We start from the raw sequence: 21,073 nt of genomic DNA on the forward strand, positions 1-21,073 counted from the left end.
TGGGGCTCCGCCCCGGACCCCGCTCGCGGAGCGCCGACAAACGGGGGTCCAAGGGGGCGGAGCCCCCTTGTTCGGGAAGGGGCGGGTCAGGGGCGCCCCCGCGAGGGCACCACCCGCACCCACCCACGAACAGGACACCCCCCATGCCCACCACCGTCATCCACAGCATCCGCAGCCTCGTCACCAACGACCCCGCCCTGGGCCGAGGCCCCCTCGGCCTCGTCGAGGACGCCGCCGTCGTCCTGGACGGCGAGGAGGTCGCCTGGGTGGGCCCGAGCGCCGGGGCCCCGGCGGCGGACGAGGCGTACGACGCCCAGGGCCGCGCGGCCCTCCCGGGCTTCGTGGACTCCCACTCGCACCTGCTCTTCGCGGGCGACCGCACCCAGGAGTTCAACGCCCGCATGGAGGGCCGCCCCTACGAGGCGGGCGGCATCCGCACCACCGTGGCGGCGACCCGCGCCGCGTCGGACGAGGCCCTGGAGGCGAACCTAGGCCGCTACCTCGCCGAGGCCCTGCGCCAGGGCACCACGACGTTCGAGACGAAGTCGGGCTACGGGCTGACCACCGAGGACGAGGCCCGCGCCCTGCGCATCGCGGCGCGCCACACGGACGAGGTCACCTTCCTCGGCGCCCACATCGTCTCGCCGGACTACGCCACGGACCCGGCGGCGTACGTGGCCCTGGTGACGGGCGAGATGCTGGCGGCCTGCGCCCCGCACGCCCGCTGGATCGACGTGTTCTGCGAGAAGGGCGCCTTCGACGGCGACCAGGCGCGGGCGATCCTGACCGCGGGGAAGGCGAAGGGGCTGCACCCGCGCGTGCACGCCAACCAGCTCGGCCACGGCCCCGGCGTCCAGCTGGCCGTGGAGCTCGACGCCGCGAGCGCCGACCACTGCACGCACCTGACGGACGCCGACGTGGACGCCCTCGCCCACAGCGACACGGTGGCCACGCTGCTGCCGGGCGCGGAGTTCTCCACGCGCGCCGAGTGGCCCGACGCCCGGCGGCTGCTCGACGCGGGCGCGACGGTGGCCCTGTCGACGGACTGCAACCCGGGCTCGTCGTTCACCTCGTCCGTGCCGTTCTGCATCGCGCTCGCCGTACGGGACATGGGGATGACCCCCGACGAGGCGGTGTGGGCGGCCACGGCGGGCGGCGCCGCGGCGCTGCGCCGCACGGACGTCGGCCGCCTCGCCCCCGGCGCCCGCGCCGACCTGGCGCTCCTGGACGCGCCGAGCCACGTCCACCTCGCCTACCGGCCGGGCGTGCCGCTGGTCTCGGCGGTGTGGCGGCGCGGCGCCCGCGTCGCCTGACGGGGCGCTACTCGACGAAGAGGCCGCGCTCGGCCGCCCCCACGTCGAACTCCTCCAGGCGCGCCTGCGCGTCGGGCAGCGCGTCGCACATGGCCTCCAGGAGCGCCCGGCCGAGCAGCATGGGGGCGCAGGCCGTGTCGAAGGCGAGGCCGGTGCCGACGGCTGCGGGCAGCAGCAGGTCGGAGTGCGCGGCCACGGGCGCGAAGGCGGAGTCGGCGACGGTGACGACGGTGAGGCCCGCGTCCTGGGCATGGGCGAGGGCGTCCACGACCTCGCGCGGGTGGCGGGGCAGCGCGAAGCAGAGCAGGGCGCCGGCCCCGGCGCGCACGGCCGCGTCCAGGCGGTCGGTGAGCATGGAGCCGCCCTCGTCGAGCAGCCGCACGTCGGGGTGGACCTTCGCGGCGAAGTACGAGAAGCCGTAGGCCTGGGAGGCGGCGGCGCGCAGGCCGAGGACCGGCAGGGGGCGGGAGGCAGCCAGGAGGCGGCCCGCGCGCTCGACCGGCGCGGGGTCGGCGAGCACGGCCGCGAGGTGGCGCAGGTTCTCGATCTCGGCCTCGACGGCCTGCTGGTACTCGTTCGCCGCGGCGTCCTCCGGCGCCTCCGCCGGGGCCACGTCGCGCAGGTGCCGCCGCAGCGCCGGGTAGCCGTCGAAGCCGAGCGCGACCGCGAAGCGGGTCACGGACGGCTGGCTGACGCCCGCGAGTTCGGCCAGTTCGACGCTGGACAGGAAGGGCGCGTCGGCGGCGCGCCGCACCATGCAGTGGGCGATGCGGCGCTGCGTCGGCGTGAGCCGATGCCCCTCGAAGAGCGCCTGAAGCCGTGCCGCTGGACTGTCACTCATGCCGGACTCCTCACGCCGCTCCCGCTCCTGTCGCCACCCGACCATTGACAAAGTATTCAGCAAACCAGAACTCTGCATGACCATATACAGTCCGGCGGGGCGAGGACCGGCGCACCATGACGGAGTCACCCAAGTCCCTGGTGGAGCAGCGCTCCATCGTCGTCTTCGGCGGCGACGTGGTGTGGTCGATCGTGGGCCTCGCCCTCGGCAACGTGCTCGGCGGCGCCGTCATGGCCCTGCACTCCGCGCAGGGGCCCCGGCTCGGCCTGCCCCAGATGATCCAGTCCCGGGCCCAGTTCGGGGTGCGCGGCGCCGTCACGCCGCTGCTCCTCGTCATCCTGATGTACGTCGGCTTCTTCGCCAGCGGCAGCGTGCTCGCCGGCCAGGCCACCGCCGAGCTGACGCACACCGGCGAGACCACCGGGATCGTCCTCTTCGCGGTGGTCACGGCGGTGACGGCCGCGGTCGGCTACCGCGTGATCCACGTCCTCGGCCGGATCGCGAGCCAGCTGGCGTTCGGCCCGTACGTCGCGGACTACTCCCGCTATCTGCCGCGCACGACGTCGGCCCGCGCCACGTTCTGGTGGACGCTGTCGGGCTCCGCGCTCGGCTCGCAGGGGGTCCCCCCTGCTCATTAAGAGCTTGGGGGAGGTCGATGACGTTCGGCGTCCTGGTGGCGGCGAGCGCGGGCGGGGCGTTCATGGACCACCAGGTCGAGTACGTCGTGGGGCTGGGCGGCACCGGCCTGGTGGCCTCGCTCCTGTACTTCGTGATCGCGCTCGGCAAGCTGACCATCAACGTGCTCAACACGTACGGCGGCTTCATGTCGATGGTCACCGGCATCGGCGGCTTCCGCGCCCAGAAGACGCTCTCGCCGCGCGGCCGGGCCGCGTACATCGGCCTGATCATGGTCGCGGGCACCGCGGTGGCACTCCTCGGCAAGGACAGCTTCCTGACGTCCTTCAAGGACTTCCTGCTGTTCCTGCTGACGTTCTTCACCCCGTGGTCGGCGATCAACCTCGTCGACTACTACCTGATCTCCAAGGAGCGGTACGACATCCCGGCCCTGTTCGACCCGCACGGCCGCTACGGCGCCTGGCGCTGGGACGCGCTCACCGTGTACGGCATCGGCCTCCTGGCCCAGCTCCCGTTCCTCGTCACGCACTTCTACACCGGGCCGCTGGTGGACTCCCTCGGCGGCGCGGACGTCTCCTGGATCGTGGGGCTCGTGGTCCCGGCCGTCCTGTACTGGCTGCTCGCCCGGCGCGACCCGGACCGCGCACCGGCGACCGGGGGCCTCGCCCAGGACACAAAGGGGGGTTAGCCCCACTGTCCGGGGGCCGCGGGCTGCGTACCGTAAGAGGTATGGAAGCCACACGTGACGCCGAACTCAAGAAGGAACTCGACGCCGCCTTGCACGCGCGCAAGGACCTCGGCGAGGAGTACGAGTCCGCGCTCGTCGACTCGTTCCTCGAAAAGGTCGAGAAGCGCCTGGACGGGACGATCGACCGGCAGATGCGCCGTCACCTGGCCGAACAGCAGATGATCATGGCCCGCAGCGCCCGCAACCCCGCCAGCGGAGTCGACTCCTGGGGCGAGCGCTTCGGCTTCGGCATCGTCTCCCTCATCCTCGCGATCCCCCTCTCGGCGATCGGCGTGGTGAACGCGGGACTGTCCGGCCTCTTCGTGACCTGGTTCGGCATCGTCGGCGTCAACGCGGTACACGCCGCGCGCGGCACGGGCCTCCTGCCCTTCCTGCGCCGTTCCCCCCGCAAGCCCGACTGGGAAGACTGACCCCCACGGAAAGCCTCCGGCCCAGCCGGAGGCTCCCAGCCCGTCCGGCGTTTGAGGACAAGCGCGGTAGCGCGGTGTTTGAAGGGGGCGACGGCGGAGGGCGGCAACAGAACAGCGCCCGCGCGTAGCGCGGGGACCGCCGCACCCCCGGGCGAAGCCGGAGGGCGGGACGACGGCGGTCCCCGCGGGGACGGGCGCGCAGGTCAGGGCCGCACGCTCGCGTCCGGGGCGTCACGGAGGTCCGGGAGCCGCTCCGGAAGTCCTGACGCCGACACCCCCTACGGTGCCCGAGCCGTGTTAAGGGGGTGCTGCGCGGACGTGTCGCGTGCGTACCGGTTCCGCGAAGTCCGGGCCTAGCTGCCCTGCTGCTCCGCGAGGAAGGCCAGGAGGTCCTGGCGGCTCACGACGCCCGTGGGCTTGCCCTCGACGAGGACGATGGCCGCGTCCGCGGTGCCGAGCACGGACATCAGGTCCCCGACGGGCTCGCCGGAGCCGACCTGCGGCAGCGGGTCGGACATGTGCTTCTCCAGCGGGTCGTGCAGCGACGCCCGCTGCGCGAACAGCGCGTCGAGCAGCTCGCGCTCCACCACCGAGCCGATGACCTCGGCGGCCATGACGTCGGGGTGCCCGGCGCCCGGCTTCACGATGGGCATCTGCGAGACCCCGTACTCGCGCAGGACCTCGATCGCCTCGCCGACCGTCTCCTCCGGGTGCATGTGGACGAGCGAGGGCAGCTCGCCGCCCTCCTTGCGGCGCAGGACGTCACCGACGCGCGGCTGGTCACCGGCCTCCTCCAGGAAGCCGTAGTCGTTCATCCACTCGTCGCTGAAGATCTTGCTCATGTAGCCGCGGCCGCTGTCGGGCAGCAGGACGACCACGACGTCGTCGGGGCCGAGGCCCTCGGCGACGCGGAGCGCCGCGACGACGGCCATGCCGCAGGAGCCGCCCACCAGGAGGCCTTCCTCCTTGGCGAGGCGCCGCGTCATCTGGAAGGAGTCCTTGTCGGACACGGCGACGATCTCGTCGGTGACGTTGCGGTCGTAGGCCGTCGGCCAGAAGTCCTCACCGACACCCTCGACGAGGTACGGCCGCCCGGAGCCGCCGGAGTACACGGAGCCCTCCGGGTCCGCGCCGACGATCCTGACCTTGCCGCCCGAGACCTCCTTCAGGTACCCGCCGGTGCCGGAGATCGTGCCGCCGGTGCCGATGCCCGCCACGAAGTGGGTGATCTTCCCCTCCGTCTGGTCCCACAGCTCGGGCCCGGTGGAGTGGTAGTGCGACAGCGGGTTGTTGGGGTTGGAGTACTGGTCCGGCTTCCAGGCGTCCGGGATCTCACGGACCAGCCGGTCGGAGACGTTGTAGTACGAGTCCGGGTGCTCCGGGTCGACGGCGGTCGGGCAGACGACCACCTCGGCACCGTAGGCCCGCAGCACGTTGATCTTGTCGGTGCTCACCTTGTCCGGGCACACGAAGACGCACTTGTAGCCCTTCTGCTGGGCCACGATCGCCAGGCCGACACCGGTGTTGCCGCTGGTCGGCTCGACGATGGTGCCGCCGGGACGGAGCTCGCCGCTGGCCTCGGCCGCCTCGATCATGCGCAGGGCGATGCGGTCCTTCACGGAGCCGCCCGGGTTGAAGTACTCGACCTTGGCGAGGACGGTGGCCTTCAGGCCCTGCGTCACGTTGTTGAGCCTGACCAGCGGGGTGTTGCCGACGAGGCTGGTCATCGAGTCGTGGAATTGCACGTTGTCTCCGTGTATCCGGCCGGGTATCCGGGGCGCGACGTCGTGAGGGCATGGCTGCTCGCACGAGGTGTTCGTATTTCGGTTTTCGGTAACCGTCAGACTACGGGGCCATCTGCCCGAGTCACCTCCTCTCACGATTGGCCGACCGCCCCGACGGGGCAATGAGTGGATGTAAGGGACGAACGGCTCCACAGGGACCTGGCAGAGGTGACAGCGGGGATGTCGAGGGCGAGGGTGGCGCGGCGCATCGCCGCGGGCGCGGCGTACGGCGGCGGAGGCATCGGGCTGCTGGGCGCGGCCACGGTCGGGGTCGTCCTCGCCGAGGTGCAGCTGGCCAAGCGGTCCGTGGGCAACGGCGGGCACGGGACGCCGCCGCGGGCCGACGGACGGTACGGGGCGGCCTTCGCGGCCCGGGCCGCGTGCGGGGAGCCGCTGCGGTTCGCGATGCTCGGGGACTCCACGGCCGCGGGGCTCGGCGTGCACCGGGCCCGGCAGACGCCCGCCGCGCTGCTGGCGTCCGGGCTCGCCGCGGTGGCCGAGCGGCCGGTGGACCTGCGGGTCGTGGCCAAGGCCGGGGCGCAGTCCGACGACCTCGACCGACAGGTGACGCTGGTCCTGTCCGACGAGACGGGCCCGGTGCCCGACGTGTGCGTCCTGATGATCGGGGCCAACGACGTGACGCACCGGATGCCGCCGACGCGGTCGGTGCGGCTGCTCGCGTCGGCGGTGCGCAGGCTGCGCACCGCGGGCGCCGAGGTGGTCGTCGGCACGTGTCCCGACCTCGGCACGATCGAGCCCGTCTACCAGCCGCTGCGGTGGCTGGCCCGCCGGGTCTCGCGGCAGCTGGCCGCCGCGCAGACGATCGGCGTGGTCGAGCAGGGCGGCCGCACGGTGTCGCTCGGCGACCTGCTCGGCCCGGAGTTCGCCGCGAACCCCCGCGAACTGTTCGGTCCCGACAACTACCACCCCTCCGCGGAGGGGTACGCCACGGCGGCGATGGCGGTCCTGCCCACGCTCTGCGCGGCGCTCGGCCTGTGGCCGGAGGAGGAGCGCCCCGACGTGTCGCGGCGCGAGGGCTTCCTGCCGGTGGCCCGGGCGGCCGCGCGGGCCGCCTCCGAAGGCGGCACGGAAGTAACCGGAGCAATGCCCTCCGGTCCGCGCGGCCCCTTCGCCCTCCTCAAGCGCAGGCGCCGCCGCCGGATCCAGACGCCGGACCCGGCGCCGATCACGTAGCGGCGGCACACGAGGGGCGCCGGGGGAGCGCCGAACAGCCGCGCGGGCACAGCCGCCCGGGCACCGGGCGGGCGGGTGGGAAAACCCCGCCGGAAAGCGCCCCGCCGCGGCAGCGGCGACACCGCCCGCCAGGGAGAGCCAAGGCCCGTTCCCGCGCGCGCCCTGAGCGCTCGCTTAGAAATGCGGTCCGTGTCACAGTCCGGACCCCGTGACCCTCACCATACGTGCGGGTAACTTCCCAAGAAGCCCTGCCCGTTACCCCCTGGAGCCCCGTGATGCCCGAAGCCGTGATCGTCTCCGCCGCCCGCTCCCCCATCGGCCGCGCCTTCAAGGGCTCGCTCAAGGAGCTCCGACCCGACGACCTGACGGCCACGATCGTCCGTGCCGCCCTCGACAAGATCCCCGCGCTCGACCCCAGGGACATCGACGACCTGATGCTGGGCTGCGGTCTGCCCGGCGGCGAGCAGGGCCACAACCTCGGCCGGATCGTGGCCGTGCAGATGGGCATGGACCACCTGCCGGGCTGCACCATCACCCGCTACTGCTCCTCGTCGCTGCAGACGTCCCGCATGGCCCTGCACGCCATCAAGGCGGGCGAGGGCGACGTCTTCGTCTCGGCGGGCGTGGAGATGGTGTCCCGCAGCGTCAAGGGCAGCAGCGACGGCCAGCCCGACACCCACAACCCGCTCTTCGCCGACGCCGAGGCCCGCACCGCCGAGCGCGCCCAGCAGACGGACACCGACTGGCACGACCCCCGCGAGGACGGCCTCGTGCCGGACGCCTACATCGCGATGGGCCAGACCGCGGAGAACCTCGCCCGGCTCAAGGGCATCACCCGCCAGGACATGGACGAGTTCGGCGTGCGGTCCCAGAACCTCGCCGAGGAGGCCCTCAAGAACGGCTTCTGGCAGCGCGAGATCACCCCGGTGACGCTGCCCGACGGCACGGTCGTCGCCAAGGACGACGGCCCGCGCGCGGGCGTCACCATGGAGGGCGTCGCGGGCCTCAAGCCGGTCTTCCGCCCGGACGGACTCGTCACGGCGGGCAACTGCTGCCCCCTGAACGACGGCGCCGCCGCCCTCGTGATCATGTCCGACACCAAGGCCCGCGAGCTCGGCCTGACCCCGCTGGCCCGGATCGTGTCGACCGGCGTCTCCGCGCTCTCCCCCGAGATCATGGGCCTCGGCCCGGTCGAGGCCAGCAAGCAGGCCCTGAAGCGGGCCGGGCTCACGATCTCCGACATCGACCTCGTCGAGATCAACGAGGCCTTCGCCGCCCAGGTCATCCCCTCGTACCGCGACCTGGGCATCCCGCTCGACAAGCTGAACGTCAACGGCGGCGCGATCGCCGTCGGCCACCCCTTCGGCATGACCGGCGCCCGCATCACCGGCACGCTGATCAACAGCCTCCAGTTCCACGACAAGCAGTTCGGCCTGGAGACCATGTGCGTCGGCGGCGGCCAGGGCATGGCCATGGTGATCGAGCGCCTCAGCTGACGCGCCGGACCCGCGCCCGGGGCCGCCCGTCCCACCCACCGGGAAACGGCGGCACCTCCGCCCCCTCCACACATTCGTGACCCAATCTCCCCCAGGATGTGACCAATCTCCTGGGGGAGATTCATATGCCCAGGTCAGCGTGGATCCACTGGTAAACGCCGGGCCGAAAGTCCTGTCCAATTCGTGACGTAATGCACTGACAGGCGGATGGTGCAGGCTTCAAGCTGATGTAGTAAGTCGGGGGTCGACTTGAAACCGGGAGTACGTCAGTGAGCGCCATGAGTCTTGCCTTGCTGCTCTCCGCGGCCGCTGCCACGGCCGTGGGCGCCGCGTCCCTGCACACCGTGCGGGGCCTGCGGCAGCAGATCACCGACCTGCGCACCGAGCTCGCCGAGAGCCACGCCGCGGCCGGCGGCCGGGCCACGGTGCCGGCCGCCCGCACCACGGTGGACACCGACGAGATACGCGCCGCGGTCGCCGACGCCCTCGCCGAGGAGCGGGAGCGGGAGCTGGCCGAGGCGCGCGCGTTCTGGGCCGCGCAGGAGGCCCGTGACATCGCGGACGCCCCCTCGCTGCTCGGCGGGCTTCCGGAGAGCATCGCGGACGAGCTGTTCCTGCCGCGCCAGGCCGATCTGGCGGGTCTGGAATCGGACAGTCTCGAACCGGTCGTGGAGCCCTTCGCCGACCCCGACGAGTTCGCGGGCGACTCCGCGGAGCTGGCCGCGGCCCGCCGCCGCCACCCCTCGCACCCCGACTTCGTCCCGGTGCAGTCCCCCGCCTACACCGACCACGAGCGCACGGTGGCCTGTCTGGAGGAGCTCGCCGACGCCCGCACCGCCCTCGCCGACGTCCGCCCGGGGCCGCTCGGCACCCTCGACGTGTACGTCTTCGCGGACGGCACGACGCTGTGCATGACCCCCGGCCACCGCGAGACCGCGGAGCTGCTCGCCGCGGCCCTGCGCGACGGCCAGGCCCCGGTCCTGCTCGGCGGCTCCGGCGTCTCGGGCGCGTACGCACTGACGTTCGCCTGCGGTACGGAGAACGTCTACATCCTGGCGGACCGCGTCATCGCCTCGGTCTGAGGAACGGGCCGCGCCCCGCCGCCCCCCGGCCGCGGTCACACCCCGGCTCGCGCCAGCGCCTCCTCCACCAGACGTACCGCCTCCGTCAGCTCCCCCTCGTCCCGCAGGACGACCGCCAAGTCCCGGCCCGCCACCGTGATCTGGTCGGCGGCCGCGAACATCCCGGCGTCCGGCATCAGCCGGGGCTCGGCCTCCGGCGCCTCGTTGAGCTGGGCCCGCACCGCCAACTCTCGGGCGAGTGCCAGGGCTTCGGCGGCCGCGCCGCGCTGCAGACGGGACTGGGGGGCGGCCCGCAGCCGGTCGGCGAACCGGTCCACGGCGGCGATCAAAGGCGTCGTATCGAACACACCGCGACCCTATGCGCCGAGCCGGGACTGTTGCCAATGTCCGAACGCTCAGGCACGGTGGCGTGAAGGACGGACCACATCGAACGCGTCCGGAGGCGCCGATGTCCCAAGTCTTCTCCGCGGAGACCCACCGGAATCTGCTCGCTCGCATCCCCCACTGCACCGGTCGTGAAGTCTCCGACTGGCTGCGCACCGTCGACGAGGGCCCTTCTCTCTTCCGCTTCGAGGAGAAGGTCAGCTGGCTCCGCGGCGAGCACAATCTGGCCTACGGCCACGCCAAGGCGATCATCCACGAATACGACCTCAGGCGTGCCGCGCGCAACCTGGGCTGACCGGCACCCGTAGTCCCGCCGTTCCCCCGTTCCCCCGAAGTCCCCCGATTTCCGATCCCCACCACGACACGACGAAGGGCCCGCGGACCGTGGTCCGCGGGCCCTTCGGCCGCTCTGTCACCGACCGGCCGGTGGGGTCACCGGCGCGTCGGCGATGCTCAGTCGTTCCCCTGCAGGATCGCGATCAGGCGCAGGAACTCCAGGTAGATCCAGACCAGCGTCATCGTGAGGCCGAAGGCGGCGAGCCAGGCCTCCTCGCGCGGGGCGCCGTACGCGATGCCGTCCTCGACCTGCTTGAAGTCCAGGGCCAGGAAGCACGCGCCGAGCAGCACGCCGATGATGCCGAACATGATGCCGAGGCCACCGCTGCGGAAGCCCAGGCCGTCACCGCCGCCGAAGACGGAGAACAGCAGGTTCACCGCCATCAGGAGGACGAAGCCGAGGGCCGCGGCCATCACGAAGCCGTAGAAGCGGCGGTTGACGCGGATCCAGCCCGCCTTGTACGCCACCAGGACGGCGAGGAAGACGGCCATCGTGCCGAGCACGGCCTGCATGGCCGCGCCGCTCGCGATGCGGTTGTCCACGACGCTGGAGACGACGCCGAGGAAGACGCCTTCCAGGGCGGCGTACGCCAGGATCAGCGGCGGGGACGCCTTGCGCTTGAAGGCCTGGACGAAGCCCAGGACCATCGCCACGAGGCCGGCGCCGATCGCGATGCCGTACGACTTGCTGATGTTCGCGTCGTCGACGGGGAGCAGCGCCCAGGCGAGCGCGGCCGTCACGACGAGGACGCCGAGCGTGGTGGCGGTGCGCATGACGACGTCGTCCATCGTCATGCGCGTGGTCACCGGGGCGTGCGGCGGGGCGCCCTGGAGGTCCTGCTGGCCGTACGGGTTCGCCGCGTACGGGTTGGTGGGGGCCTGCTGGCCCGCTTGCGGGTTCCCCGGGGCATAGGGATTGCCCTGGGTCGCGACTGCGGGGCCCCCGGCCTGCGGCTGCGCGTTGAAGCCCGCATAGCCGTTGTCGCGGCTGAACCCCCGTCGCGAGAAGACCGGGTTGCTGCTCCTCATCTCACTCCTCCATGGCCACCGTGCGTGGCTTTGGTTCAAGAGTAATGCGTAGGCAAAAGGATGTGCCTAGTGCTTGGGGAGGATCTTTCCCGCCAGGTGGCGGGGGATCCCTCTTGAAGACCCCACTCTTCGCCCGGAGAACGCGCGGGACCGGGCGCGCTGTTCCCGGCCCGCCCGCGGACCCCCTATCGGGTGGTGTCGGTCACAGTACGCCGTCCAGGGGGCGGCCCGTATAGGCCTCGGCGAGGTCCGCGCGGGCCGCGCGCGAGGTGGCGACGCGGTCGAGCTGGGCGAGCTGGAGGCGGTCGTCGAAGGGGGTGGCGTCCGGGTGCCGGTGCAGCAGGGCCGTCAGCGCGTTCGAGAACCGCTCGGCCTGCCAGACGCGGCGCAGGCAGGTCGCGGAGTACGCGTCCAGGAGCGCGGGGTCGCCGGTGCGCGCGTGCGCGACGAGGGCGCGGGCGAGGGTGGCGGCGTCGCCGACAGCGAGGTTGAGCCCCTTGGCACCGGTGGGCGGCACGATGTGGGCGGCGTCCCCGGCGAGGAAGAGCCGTCCGTGGCGCATCGGCTCGTGCACGTAGGAGCGCAGGGGCGTGACGGACTTCGCGGTGAGGGGGCCGCGCGCGAGCCGCCAGCCGTCGTCGGTCTCGCAGCGGCGCTCCAGCTCGTCCCAGATCTCCGTGTCGCTCCAGGCCGCGGGGTCGGTGTCCGCGGGCACCTGGAGGTAGAGCCGGGAGACCGTGGGCGAGCGGTGGCTGAGCAGGGCGAAGCCGCGGTCGTGGCGGGCGTAGACCAGCTCGTGGTGCGAGGGCGGCGCGGCGGCGAGGACCCCGAGCCAGCCGAAGGGGTACGTGCGCTCGTACGTGCGCGCCACCGCGGCCGGTACGGCGGCGCGGGCCACGCCCCAGAAGCCGTCGCACCCGGCGACGTAGTCGCACTCCAGGGTCCGCTCGCGGCCCTCGTGGCGGTAGCGGACGCGCGGCCGGTCGGTGTCCGCGTCCTCCACGGCGAGCGCCTCGGCGCCGAAGAGCAGCGGGCCGTCGTCCTGGAGCCGCAGGGCGATGAGGTCCTTGCACACCTCGGTCTGCGCGTAGACCCTCACGGACCTCCCGCCGGTGAGTGACGGGAAGTCGACGCGGTGCCTGCGGCGGTCGAAGCGGAGCTCGATGCCGTCGTGCCGCGTCCCCTCGCGGTCCATGCGCTCGCCCGCGCCCGCCGCGCGCAGCACCTCGGCGGTGCCGTGCTCCAGGATTCCGGCTCGTTGGCGGCCCTCCACGTAGGCCCGGTCGCGGGCCTCGAGGACGGTGGTGGCGATGCCCGCGCCGTGCAGGAGCCGGGCCAGCACGAGCCCCGCGGGGCCCGCTCCGATGATCCCCACCTGCGTCCGCATCCGGGGAGTCTCCGGCCCTCCTGCCGCGGGTGTCAACGGGCCCTGCCGGGGGCCTCCGCATTCCCGCCCCTTCCCGGAACTGGGGCTCCGCCCCAGACCCCGCTCCTCGAACGCCGGAGGGGCTGAAGCCCTGCCGCGAGGCGGAGCCAGGGGGGCGCTGCCATGCTGGAGGCATGCTTTCCACCGATTTCGTCCCCGGTGCGCCGAACTGGCTGGACCTCGGCGCACCCGACACCGACGCCGCCGCCGCGTTCTACGCGGCGGCCTTCGGCTGGGAGTACGAGTCCGCGGGCCCCGAGGCCGGCGGCTACGGCTTCTTCCGGCAGGACGGGAGGACCGTCGCGGGCCTGGGCCCGCTGACCGAGGAGGGCGCGTCCTCCGCGTGGACGGTGTACTTCCACACCCGGGACGCGGACGCCACCGCGAAGGCGGTGGAGGAGGGCGGCGGCACCGTCCGCGTGGCCCCGTCGGACGTGTTCGGCTTCGGGCGCCTGGCACAGTTCACCGACCCCGCGGGCGCGGACTTCGCCGTCTGGCAGCCTGCCGACACGAATGGGGTCGAGCTGGTGGCGGAGCACAATTCACTGGCCTGGGTAGAGCTGTACACGACAAATTCAGCCGAGGCGAAGGCTTTCTACCGCGCGGTGTTCGCCTGGCAGACGCGTGACGTGCGGATGAGCCCGGAGCTGACGTACACGGTCCTGACTCCGGCGGGCGGCTCCGAGGAGAACAGCCACGGCGGCCTTATGCAGCTTCCGCAGGAGAATCTGGACGCGGGCTCGACCCCCGAGTGGCATCCGTACTTCGAAGTGGCCGATGTCGACGCCACCCTCGCGGGGGCCTCGGCGGCGGGGGCCACGGTGATCATCCCGGCGATGGACGCCGAGGGCATCGGGCGGATGGCGATGTTCCTCGACCCGGCCGGGGCCCCGTTCGCAGTGATCAAGAGCGCGCCCGCGGGCCATAGTTGACGACCCGTCAATAAGGGGGCTGAATGCGGAACGCCCCAGGTCAGAACGCTCGGCTAAAGGTGGCGGAGGTGCCCGGAACCGGACTTGAACCGGTACGCCCATGAAGGGCAGCGAGGTTTAAGCTCGCCGTGTCTGCATTCCACCACCCGGGCAGGCCGTAGGCTCCGCATCAAGGCTTCGACCCTATCGGGAGGCATCCCCCGAATAGCGGAACGGCAGCCCGACGTTGTCTTATTTTATTGACGCCTGAGGGTGCATCAGCACCTGGTACGCGCCGGTGGTACTTGCCCCGGGCCTCACCGGCCAAGGCCCGCGCACACGAGGGAATTGACGGAATTTAGCCCTCTCCGCGCCCCGTGCGGCATGCGTTCCCCGCCCGCCTCCGCGAGGGCCGCGCACCGTTGTGCGCCGCCCCCGCGCACACCGTCGGCCGGCCAGTGCCCCGAGCGCTTCCCCCGGTCGTGTCCCACCGGTTCCCCCGGTCGTGTGCACGGGGCCGGACCGGCCGTTCCCCGGCCCCGCGCCTCAGGGGTGCCCCTCATCCCCAGGTATGACATGCACGCCCCGAGTCCGTCGGAAGTCGTCCCCGGAACCGGGAGCAGCGGCTGACTACGGGGCCCTCCTCGGACAGGACGATGGATGAAGTCCCCCCGACACGTCCTCCCGACAGGAGCACCGCCCCGTGACCACCACCACTCCCTTCGCCGCCCACGCCACCGCCGTGGCCGCGCGCGCCACGGATCTGTCCAAGGTGTACGGCCAGGGCGAGACCCAGGTGGTCGCGCTCGACCGGGTCTCCGTCGACTTCGGGCAGGGCCAGTTCACCGCGATCATGGGCCCCTCGGGCTCCGGCAAGTCCACCCTGATGCACTGCGTGGCCGGTCTGGACAGCTTCAGCTCCGGCTCGGTGCGCATCGGCGAGACCGAGCTGTCGACGCTGAAGGACAAGCAGCTCACCAAGCTCCGCCGGGACAAGATCGGCTTCATCTTCCAGGCGTTCAACCTGCTGCCGACGCTGACCGCCCTGGAGAACATCACGCTCCCCATGGACATCGCGGGCCGCAAGGTCAACAAGCAGTGGCTGGAGCAGGTGATCTCCATGGTGGGCCTGGCCGGGCGCCTCTCCCACCGGCCCACCGAGCTCTCCGGCGGTCAGCAGCAGCGCGTCGCCGTGGCCCGTGCGCTCGCCTCCCAGCCCGAGATCATCTTCGGTGACGAGCCGACCGGAAACCTCGACTCGCGCTCCGGCGCCGAGGTCCTCGGCTTCCTCCGCAACTCCGTGCGCGAGCTCGGGCAGACCGTCGTCATGGTCACCCACGACCCGGTGGCCGCGTCGTACGCGGACCGCGTGATCTTCCTCGCGGACGGGCGGATCGTGGACGAGATGCACCAGCCCTCCGCCGAGCGCGTGCTCGACCGCATGAAGGACTTCGACGCCAAGGGCCGCGTGAGCTAGCGCTTCGCCGGTCAGTTCTCTTTCTGCGGGCCGCATGTGGCTGGTCGCGCAGTTCCCCGCGCCCCTAGGGGGCGCTCCCGCCCCCAGGCCCGCCCTCACCAGGACTCACACCCATGTTCCGTACTGCCCTGCGCAACGTGCTCGCGCACAAGGCCCGGCTGTTGATGACCGTGCTCGCCGTCATGCTCGGCGTCGCGTTCGTCTCCGGCACGCTGGTCTTCACCGACACCTTCGGCTCCGCCTACAAGAACAAGTCGGCGAAGAGCTTCGACCACGTCTCCGTCGCCGTCCGCCCGGAGGGCGGCTCCCACGACGACGACGGCCAGGAGGCCAAGCAGAAGCCCCGGCTCACCGACGCCCTGCTCGGCAAGGCCAAGCAGCTGCCCGGCGCCGACTCCGCGATCGGCGCGTACTCCGGCTTCACCGCCGTCGCCGACAAGGACGGCAAGCTCGTCGGCGGCGAGTGGGGCACCACCGGCTCCAACTACTACCCCGGCAAGGGCGGCAAGGACCCGCGCTACGACTTCGCCGAGGGCCACGCCCCGAAGTCCGCGGCGGACATCGCCCTCGACAGCCGTACCGCCGACCGCGCCGGGTACAAGGTCGGCGACACCGTCCGCTACTCCACCGACGGCCCCGTGAAGACCGCGAAGATCTCCGGCATCTTCGACACCGACGACGGCAGCGTCGTCGCGGGCGGCAGCCTCGTCGTCTTCGACAACGACACCGCGCGCAAGGTCCTCGGCAAGTCCGAGTACGACGAGATCGACGTGAAGGCCGCCGCGGGCACCAGCGAGTCCGCCCTGAAGGCGTCCGTCGAGAAGCTCCTGCCGAAGGACACCGAGGCGGAGACCGGTGCCTCGCTGAAGGACGAGCAGGACCGGATGATCGAGCAGAACACCAGCGCCATGAGCCAGGTGCTGCTGATCTTCGCCGGGATCGCGCTGTTCGTCGGCATCTTCATCATCGCCAACACCTTCACCATGCTGGTCGCCCAGCGCACCAAGGAGCTGGCCCTGATGCGGGCCGTCGGCGCCTCGCGCCGCCAGGTCACGCGCTCGGTCCTGATCGAGGCGTTCATCGTCGGCCTGATCGCCGCCGTCGCGGGCTTCGCGCTCGGCATCGGCGTGGCCGTGGGCCTGGAGTCCCTGATGAACGCGGGCGGCGCCTCGCTGCCCGACGGGCCGCTGAAGATCGGCCCGACGACGATCCTCGTCGCCCTGCTCATCGGTGTCGTCGTGACGATGCTGGCCGCGTGGCTGCCCGGCCGCCGCGCCGCGAAGATCCCGCCGGTCGCCGCCATGAACAGCGTCCACGCCTCGCCCACCACACGCGGCCTGGTCGTGCGCAACACCATCGGCTCGATCATCGTCGCGCTCGGCGTGGTCATGCTCTTCATGGAGGACAACTACGTGATGGCGGGCGGCGCCGCCGTCGTCCTCGTCGGCGTCATCGTCCTCACACCGCTGCTCTCCCGCCCCTTCATCGCCGCCGCGGGACCGCTGCTCAAGCCGTTCGGCGTCACCGGCAAGCTGGCCCGCCTCAACTCGGTGCGCAACCCGCGCCGCACGGCCTCCACCGCCTCGGCCCTGATGATCGGCCTGACCCTCATCACGGCGATGACGGTCATCGCGACCTCGCTGGCCAGCGCCATCAACAAGATGGCCGCCGGTTCCCTGAAGGCCGACTACACCGTCTCGATGGCCAACTACCAGCCGCTGAGCCCCGAGGTCCGCGCCGACCTGGCCAAGCTGCCGGACGTCGAGGCGTCCAGCCCGCTGCGCTCCACCTGGGGCGAGGCCGACGGCACGTCCACCCGCATCACCGGTGTGGACCCGAAGTCCTTCGGCAAGCTGGTCTCCCTCGACTACACCAGCGGCTCCGCCGCCGGTCTCAAGGGCGACAGCGCGCTCGTCGACGACGGCACCGCGAAGAAGAAGGGCCTGAAGGCGGGCGACACCGTCCCGGTGAAGTTCGACGACGACAAGACGGTCCGGCTGACGGTCGCGGGCATCTACGAGTCGAACGAGATGCTCGACGGCCTGTTCACGCCGACGGCCGTGGTCGACCCGCACCTCAACAAGATCGCCGACCAGCAGGTCCTGCTGAAGATGAAGGACGGCGCGAGCGACGCGTCGGAGGACGCCGTCGTCAAGGCCCTCGGCGACAACCCCGCCATCAAGATCCAGGACAAGGACGACATCAGCAACGAGATCGGCGGCGCCATCAACCTGATCCTCAACATGCTGTACGGCCTGCTCGCCATGGCGATCCTGGTCGCGGTCCTCGGTGTCATCAACACCCTGGCGATGTCCGTCTTCGAGCGGAAGCACGAGATCGGCATGCTCCGCGCGATCGGCCTCGACCGCGCGAAGATCAAGCAGATGGTGCGCCTGGAGTCCGTCGTGATCTCCCTGTTCGGCGCGGTGCTCGGCGTCGGCCTCGGCCTGTTCCTCGGCTGGGTCGCGGGCGACAGCATCTCCGGCACGGTGAAGACGTACACCATGGAGATCCCCGCCGGGCGGATCCTGCTCTTCCTCGCCATCGCGGCGGTGGTGGGCGTGCTCGCGGCGGTGTGGCCCGCGCGGTCCGCCGCACGGCTCAATCCGTTGCAGGCCATCAAGTCCGACTGACGTCGGGCTGTGCGAGGGCCCGGGTGCTGGTGCACCCGGGCCCTTCCTTTTCAGTGCTTCATCTGCGGATTCGCTGTGGCTGGTCGCGCAGTTCCCCGTGCCCCTTCGGGGCGCCGGTCACGGGCGCCAGTCGCGAGACCGCAGCGGCATGCCCGATCTGCCGTCCTGGGGGGTCCTGACCGCCAGGACCTGGTTGACCCCGATGCGGTTGCGCTCGAAGGCCAGGGCCGACGCGGCCATGTAGAGGCGCCAGATGCGGGCGCGGCCCGGCGTCGTCAGGCGCTGGCCCCGCTTCCAGTCGGCCTCCAGGTTGGCGACCCAGCGGCGCAGGGTGTGGGCGTAGTGCTCGCGGATGGACTCCACGTCGCGGACCTCGAAGCCCGCGCGCTCCAGGAGGCCCACGGTGGTGCCGAGCGGGGCCAGTTCGCCGTCGGGGAAGACGTAGGCGTCGATGAACTCGTCGACGGAGTAGGCCGCCTCGTCGCCGAGGGGGCGGCGCGCGATCTGGTGGTTGAGCAGCCGCCCGCCGGGCTTCAGGAGGGTGTGGAGGTCGCGCGCGTAGTCCAGGTAGCGGTCGGAGCCGACGTGTTCGGCCATGCCGATGGACGAGATCGCGTCGTACGGGCCGTCGCGCACGTCGCGGTAGTCCTGGACGCGGATCTCGACGCGGTCGGTCAGGCCCTCCTCGGCGATGCGCTTGCGGGCGTACGCGGCCTGCTCGCGGGAGAGCGTGACGCCGACGACGTGCACGCCGTGCTCGCGGGCGGCGTGGATGGCCATGGAGCCCCAGCCGCAGCCGACGTCGAGGAGGCGCATGCCGGGCTTCAGGCCGAGCTTGCGGCAGATCAGTTCGAGCTTGTCGCGCTGGGCGTCCTCCAGGGTGCTCCCGGGCTCCTCGAAGTAGGCGCAGGAGTAGACCATGGAGGGGCCGAGGACCAGCTCGTAGAAGTCGTTGCCGACGTCGTAGTGGTAGCTGATGGCCTGCTTGTCGCTGCCCTTGGTGTGCCGGTGCAGCCTGCCCTGCTTGCGCATCTCCTCGCGCGGCACGGGCGGCGGCACGAACGGCGCGGCGAGCGCGAGCAGCGAGCGGACGGCGGCGCGCACCCGCGGGTCGCGCAGCGACTGCCGCAGCGTGGGGGCGTCGTCGTCGCGCTCCCAGATGAACTCGGCGAGCAGGTCGAGGGCTTGGTAGAGGTCGCCGTCGACGTCGAGGTCCCCGGCCACCCAGGCCCGCGCGAGCCCCAGCTCCCCCGGCTTCCACAGCAGCCTGCGCAGCGCGCGCCGATGCCGTACGACGAGGACGGGTGCCCCCGGCGGACCGTCCTCCGAACCGTCCCAGGCACGGATCCGCACGGGCAGCTGGGCTCCCAGCACCTGTTCGGCAATGTCCTTCAGCCGCGAAGCGGCGTCCTGCATGGCACACACCTCCGCAATGGGGTACCCCGGAACGGTCCGACTCCACGTAAACACCACCGACACGTCCGCGCAGTCCCGTCGCGGCGTCACGAATCGGCAAAATACGTGTACGTGGCATTAAAATCGGCCGACGGAAAGCGCTCCTCCCCGTTCTTCCCACCGGGACGCGAAAAACCCGAAGGGCCCCCGCTCCACGGATAGCGGGGACCCTTCGGGTCAATGCGGCGTGCGCCGGAGCCTAGGAGGCCTTGGCCTTCTCCTCGACCGGAGCGGCGGCGGCCGGCTTGGGCGCGGGCTTGGCGGCCTCGTAGAACTCCTCGCGCGGGGTCTCCATCGCACCGAGGGAGACGACCTCGCGCTTGAGGAACATGCCGAGGGTCCAGTCCGCGAAGACGCGGATCTTGCGGTTGAACGTCGGCATCGCCATGCCGTGGTAGCCACGGTGCATGTACCAGGCGAGACGGCCCTTGAGCTTGATCTTCATCTTGCCCATGACGATCATCGCGACGCCCTTGTGCAGGCCGAGACCCGCGACCGCGCCCTTGTTGGCGTGGCTGTACTCCTTCTGCGGGAAGCCCCGCATGCCGGAGACCACGTTGTCGCCGAGGACCTTGGCCTGGCGCAGGGCGTGCTGGGCGTTCGGCGGGCACCAGGCGTTCTCATTGCCCGCCTTGCGGCCGACGAGGTCCGGGACCTGGGCGTTGTCGCCCGCGGCCCAGATGTAGTCGGTGCCCTGGACCTGGAGGGTCGTCTGGGTGTCGACGTGGCCGCGCGGGCCGAGCGGGAGGCCGAAGCGGGCGAGCGCCGGGTTCGGCTTCACGCCGGCGGTCCACACGATCGTGTTGGAGTCGACCTCGAGGCCGTTCTTCAGCACGACGTGGCCGTCGACGCAGGAGTCCATGGACGTGGAGAGGTAGACCTCGACGCCGCGGCTCTCCAGGTGCTCCTTGCCGTACTGGCCGAGCTTCGGGCCGACCTCCGGCAGGATCTTGTCGGCCGCGTCGACCAGGACGAAGCGCATGTCGTCGCGCGACACGGTGTTGTAGTACTTCGCCGCGTCGCGGGCCATGTCCTCGACCTCGCCGATGGTCTCGGCACCGGCGAAGCCACCGCCGACGAAGACGAAGGTCAGCGCCTTGCGGCGGACCTCCTCGTCGGTCGTGGAGTCGGCCTTGTCCAGCTGCTCGAGCACGTGGTTGCGCAGGCCGATGGCCTCCTCGATGCCCTTCATGCCGATGCCCTGCTCGGCGAGGCCGGGGATCGGGAAGGTGCGGGAGACCGCGCCCATCGCGATGACCAGGTAGTCGAACGGCAGCTCGTACGCCTCGCCGACGAGCGGCGCGATCGTGGCGACCTTGCGGTCCTGGTCGATGGTCGTGACCCGACCGGTCAGTACCTCGGCCTTGGGCAGCACGCGTCGCAGCGGGACGACGACGTGCCTCGGCGAGATGCTGCCGGCGGCGGCTTCGGGGAGGAAGGGCTGGTACGTCATGTACGAGCGCGGGTCGACGACCGTGACGGTCGCCTCGCCGTAGCGCATCTTCTTGAGAATGCGACGAGCTGCGTACAGGCCTACGTACCCACCGCCTACTACGAGGATCCTGGGACGCTCCGTGGTGCTCATGCCATTGAGTATCCACCCCCTCGGAGGGGGTCGCTCGTGCGCCCCTTCACAAGGATGGGTGGGGCCTCTGCTACACTTCGCCGCCCACGTGACGGAGGTCATGACACCTCAGGGGAACCAGCCGGTACCGCGAGTCGTTGTCAACCCCTCTTGAGCAGCCACTCCGGGCCGCAACGCCGGGTGAACCACTCCTCGGTTCACACCCCCGTAACGCCTGCGATGCGCCACGAGCGTCAGCCTGGCGCCTTCAAAACCCCGCCTGCGGACCCGAAACTCCTCGGAACCACGCCCTACAGGGCCGTTTTCCTTGTGAAGAACTTCACGAAGTTTTCC

General features: G+C 71.5%; 16 protein-coding genes, 1 tRNA gene and 1 pseudogene. 10 read left to right on the forward strand and 8 right to left on the reverse strand.

From position 1 onward, the window contains the following. Positions 1-143 precede the first annotated feature (143 nt). Positions 144-1,313: an imidazolonepropionase gene (gene hutI, locus MQV74_RS17845; RefSeq protein WP_242718873.1), complete on the forward strand. Its 1,170-nt coding sequence runs from the start codon at positions 144-146 to the stop codon at positions 1,311-1,313. 7 nt (positions 1,314-1,320) lie between these two features. On the opposite strand, the gene MQV74_RS17850 is transcribed toward hutI, so the two are convergent. After that, positions 1,321-2,154, reverse strand: a complete 834-nt coding sequence (locus MQV74_RS17850; RefSeq protein WP_242718875.1) for a MurR/RpiR family transcriptional regulator — start codon at positions 2,152-2,154, stop codon at positions 1,321-1,323. A 158-nt stretch (positions 2,155-2,312) separates the two neighbouring features. On the opposite strand from MQV74_RS17850, the pseudogene MQV74_RS17855 reads away from it, so the two are divergent. Together MQV74_RS17855 and MQV74_RS17860 are read left to right on the forward strand one after the other, a co-directional pair. Beyond that, positions 2,313-3,478: pseudogene (locus tag MQV74_RS17855) on the forward strand (purine-cytosine permease family protein); the annotation flags it as partial. Between the two features lie 41 nt (positions 3,479-3,519). Further along, the gene (locus tag MQV74_RS17860; protein ID WP_138960111.1) at positions 3,520-3,948 is read left to right on the forward strand and encodes a hypothetical protein; all 429 of its coding nucleotides are present in this window, start codon (positions 3,520-3,522) and stop codon (positions 3,946-3,948) included. A gap of 353 nt (positions 3,949-4,301) precedes the next feature. Here the strand turns inward: MQV74_RS17860 and MQV74_RS17865 are convergent, their stop codons facing one another. Beyond that, positions 4,302-5,693 carry a cystathionine beta-synthase gene (locus tag MQV74_RS17865; protein WP_242718877.1) on the reverse strand — a complete coding sequence of 464 codons (1,392 nt, stop codon included), beginning with the start codon at positions 5,691-5,693 and terminating at the stop codon, positions 4,302-4,304. Positions 5,694-5,912: 219 nt separating this feature from the next. Between MQV74_RS17865 and MQV74_RS17870 the strand changes: the two genes are divergently transcribed. From MQV74_RS17870 to MQV74_RS17880, 3 genes are all read left to right on the forward strand, one after another. Then, positions 5,913-6,926, forward strand: a complete 1,014-nt coding sequence (locus tag MQV74_RS17870) for an SGNH/GDSL hydrolase family protein (protein ID WP_242718879.1) — start codon at positions 5,913-5,915, stop codon at positions 6,924-6,926. A 275-nt stretch (positions 6,927-7,201) separates the two neighbouring features. Beyond that, a complete protein-coding gene (locus MQV74_RS17875) occupies positions 7,202-8,422 on the forward strand; it encodes an acetyl-CoA C-acetyltransferase (protein ID WP_242718881.1) in 1,221 nt (406 codons plus the stop codon). Positions 8,423-8,691: 269 nt separating this feature from the next. Next, positions 8,692-9,504 (forward strand): hypothetical protein, encoded by an 813-nt coding sequence (locus MQV74_RS17880; protein WP_374120638.1) that lies wholly within the window; start codon positions 8,692-8,694, stop codon positions 9,502-9,504. 35 nt (positions 9,505-9,539) lie between these two features. On the opposite strand, the gene MQV74_RS17885 is transcribed toward MQV74_RS17880, so the two are convergent. Then, positions 9,540-9,851, reverse strand: coding sequence for a hypothetical protein (locus MQV74_RS17885; protein ID WP_138960115.1), 312 nt, complete (start codon positions 9,849-9,851; stop codon positions 9,540-9,542). 101 nt (positions 9,852-9,952) lie between these two features. Between MQV74_RS17885 and MQV74_RS17890 the strand changes: the two genes are divergently transcribed. After that, on the forward strand, positions 9,953-10,183 hold the full coding sequence (locus MQV74_RS17890; RefSeq protein WP_138960116.1) for a DUF4287 domain-containing protein: 231 nt from the start codon (positions 9,953-9,955) through the stop codon (positions 10,181-10,183). Between the two features lie 158 nt (positions 10,184-10,341). Here the strand turns inward: MQV74_RS17890 and MQV74_RS17895 are convergent, their stop codons facing one another. Continuing rightward, on the reverse strand, positions 10,342-11,253 hold the full coding sequence (locus MQV74_RS17895; protein ID WP_242718885.1) for a Bax inhibitor-1/YccA family protein: 912 nt from the start codon (positions 11,251-11,253) through the stop codon (positions 10,342-10,344). A gap of 202 nt (positions 11,254-11,455) precedes the next feature. Continuing rightward, a complete protein-coding gene (locus MQV74_RS17900) occupies positions 11,456-12,640 on the reverse strand; it encodes a 4-hydroxybenzoate 3-monooxygenase (RefSeq protein ID WP_242718887.1) in 1,185 nt (394 codons plus the stop codon). Between the two features lie 173 nt (positions 12,641-12,813). On the opposite strand from MQV74_RS17900, the gene MQV74_RS17905 reads away from it, so the two are divergent. Next, positions 12,814-13,611: a VOC family protein gene (locus MQV74_RS17905; RefSeq protein WP_242718889.1), complete on the forward strand. Its 798-nt coding sequence runs from the start codon at positions 12,814-12,816 to the stop codon at positions 13,609-13,611. Between the two features lie 69 nt (positions 13,612-13,680). On the opposite strand, the gene MQV74_RS17910 is transcribed toward MQV74_RS17905, so the two are convergent. Next, a tRNA-Leu gene (locus MQV74_RS17910) sits at positions 13,681-13,763 on the reverse strand. 530 nt (positions 13,764-14,293) lie between these two features. Between MQV74_RS17910 and MQV74_RS17915 the strand changes: the two genes are divergently transcribed. Next, positions 14,294-15,067 (forward strand): ABC transporter ATP-binding protein, encoded by a 774-nt coding sequence (locus MQV74_RS17915; RefSeq protein ID WP_138960119.1) that lies wholly within the window; start codon positions 14,294-14,296, stop codon positions 15,065-15,067. Positions 15,068-15,180: 113 nt separating this feature from the next. Further along, positions 15,181-17,700 (forward strand): ABC transporter permease, encoded by a 2,520-nt coding sequence (locus MQV74_RS17920; RefSeq protein ID WP_242718891.1) that lies wholly within the window; start codon positions 15,181-15,183, stop codon positions 17,698-17,700. A gap of 117 nt (positions 17,701-17,817) precedes the next feature. Here the strand turns inward: MQV74_RS17920 and MQV74_RS17925 are convergent, their stop codons facing one another. Both MQV74_RS17925 and MQV74_RS17930 read right to left on the reverse strand, forming a co-directional pair. Then, on the reverse strand, positions 17,818-19,116 hold the full coding sequence (locus MQV74_RS17925; protein ID WP_242718893.1) for an SAM-dependent methyltransferase: 1,299 nt from the start codon (positions 19,114-19,116) through the stop codon (positions 17,818-17,820). Positions 19,117-19,354: 238 nt separating this feature from the next. Beyond that, on the reverse strand, positions 19,355-20,740 hold the full coding sequence (locus MQV74_RS17930; RefSeq protein ID WP_138960122.1) for an NAD(P)/FAD-dependent oxidoreductase: 1,386 nt from the start codon (positions 20,738-20,740) through the stop codon (positions 19,355-19,357). Between the last annotated feature and the right edge of the window lie 333 nt (positions 20,741-21,073).

The sequence above is a fragment of the Streptomyces sp. AN091965 genome, from assembly GCF_022698285.1.
Taxonomy (GTDB): domain Bacteria; phylum Actinomycetota; class Actinomycetes; order Streptomycetales; family Streptomycetaceae; genus Streptomyces.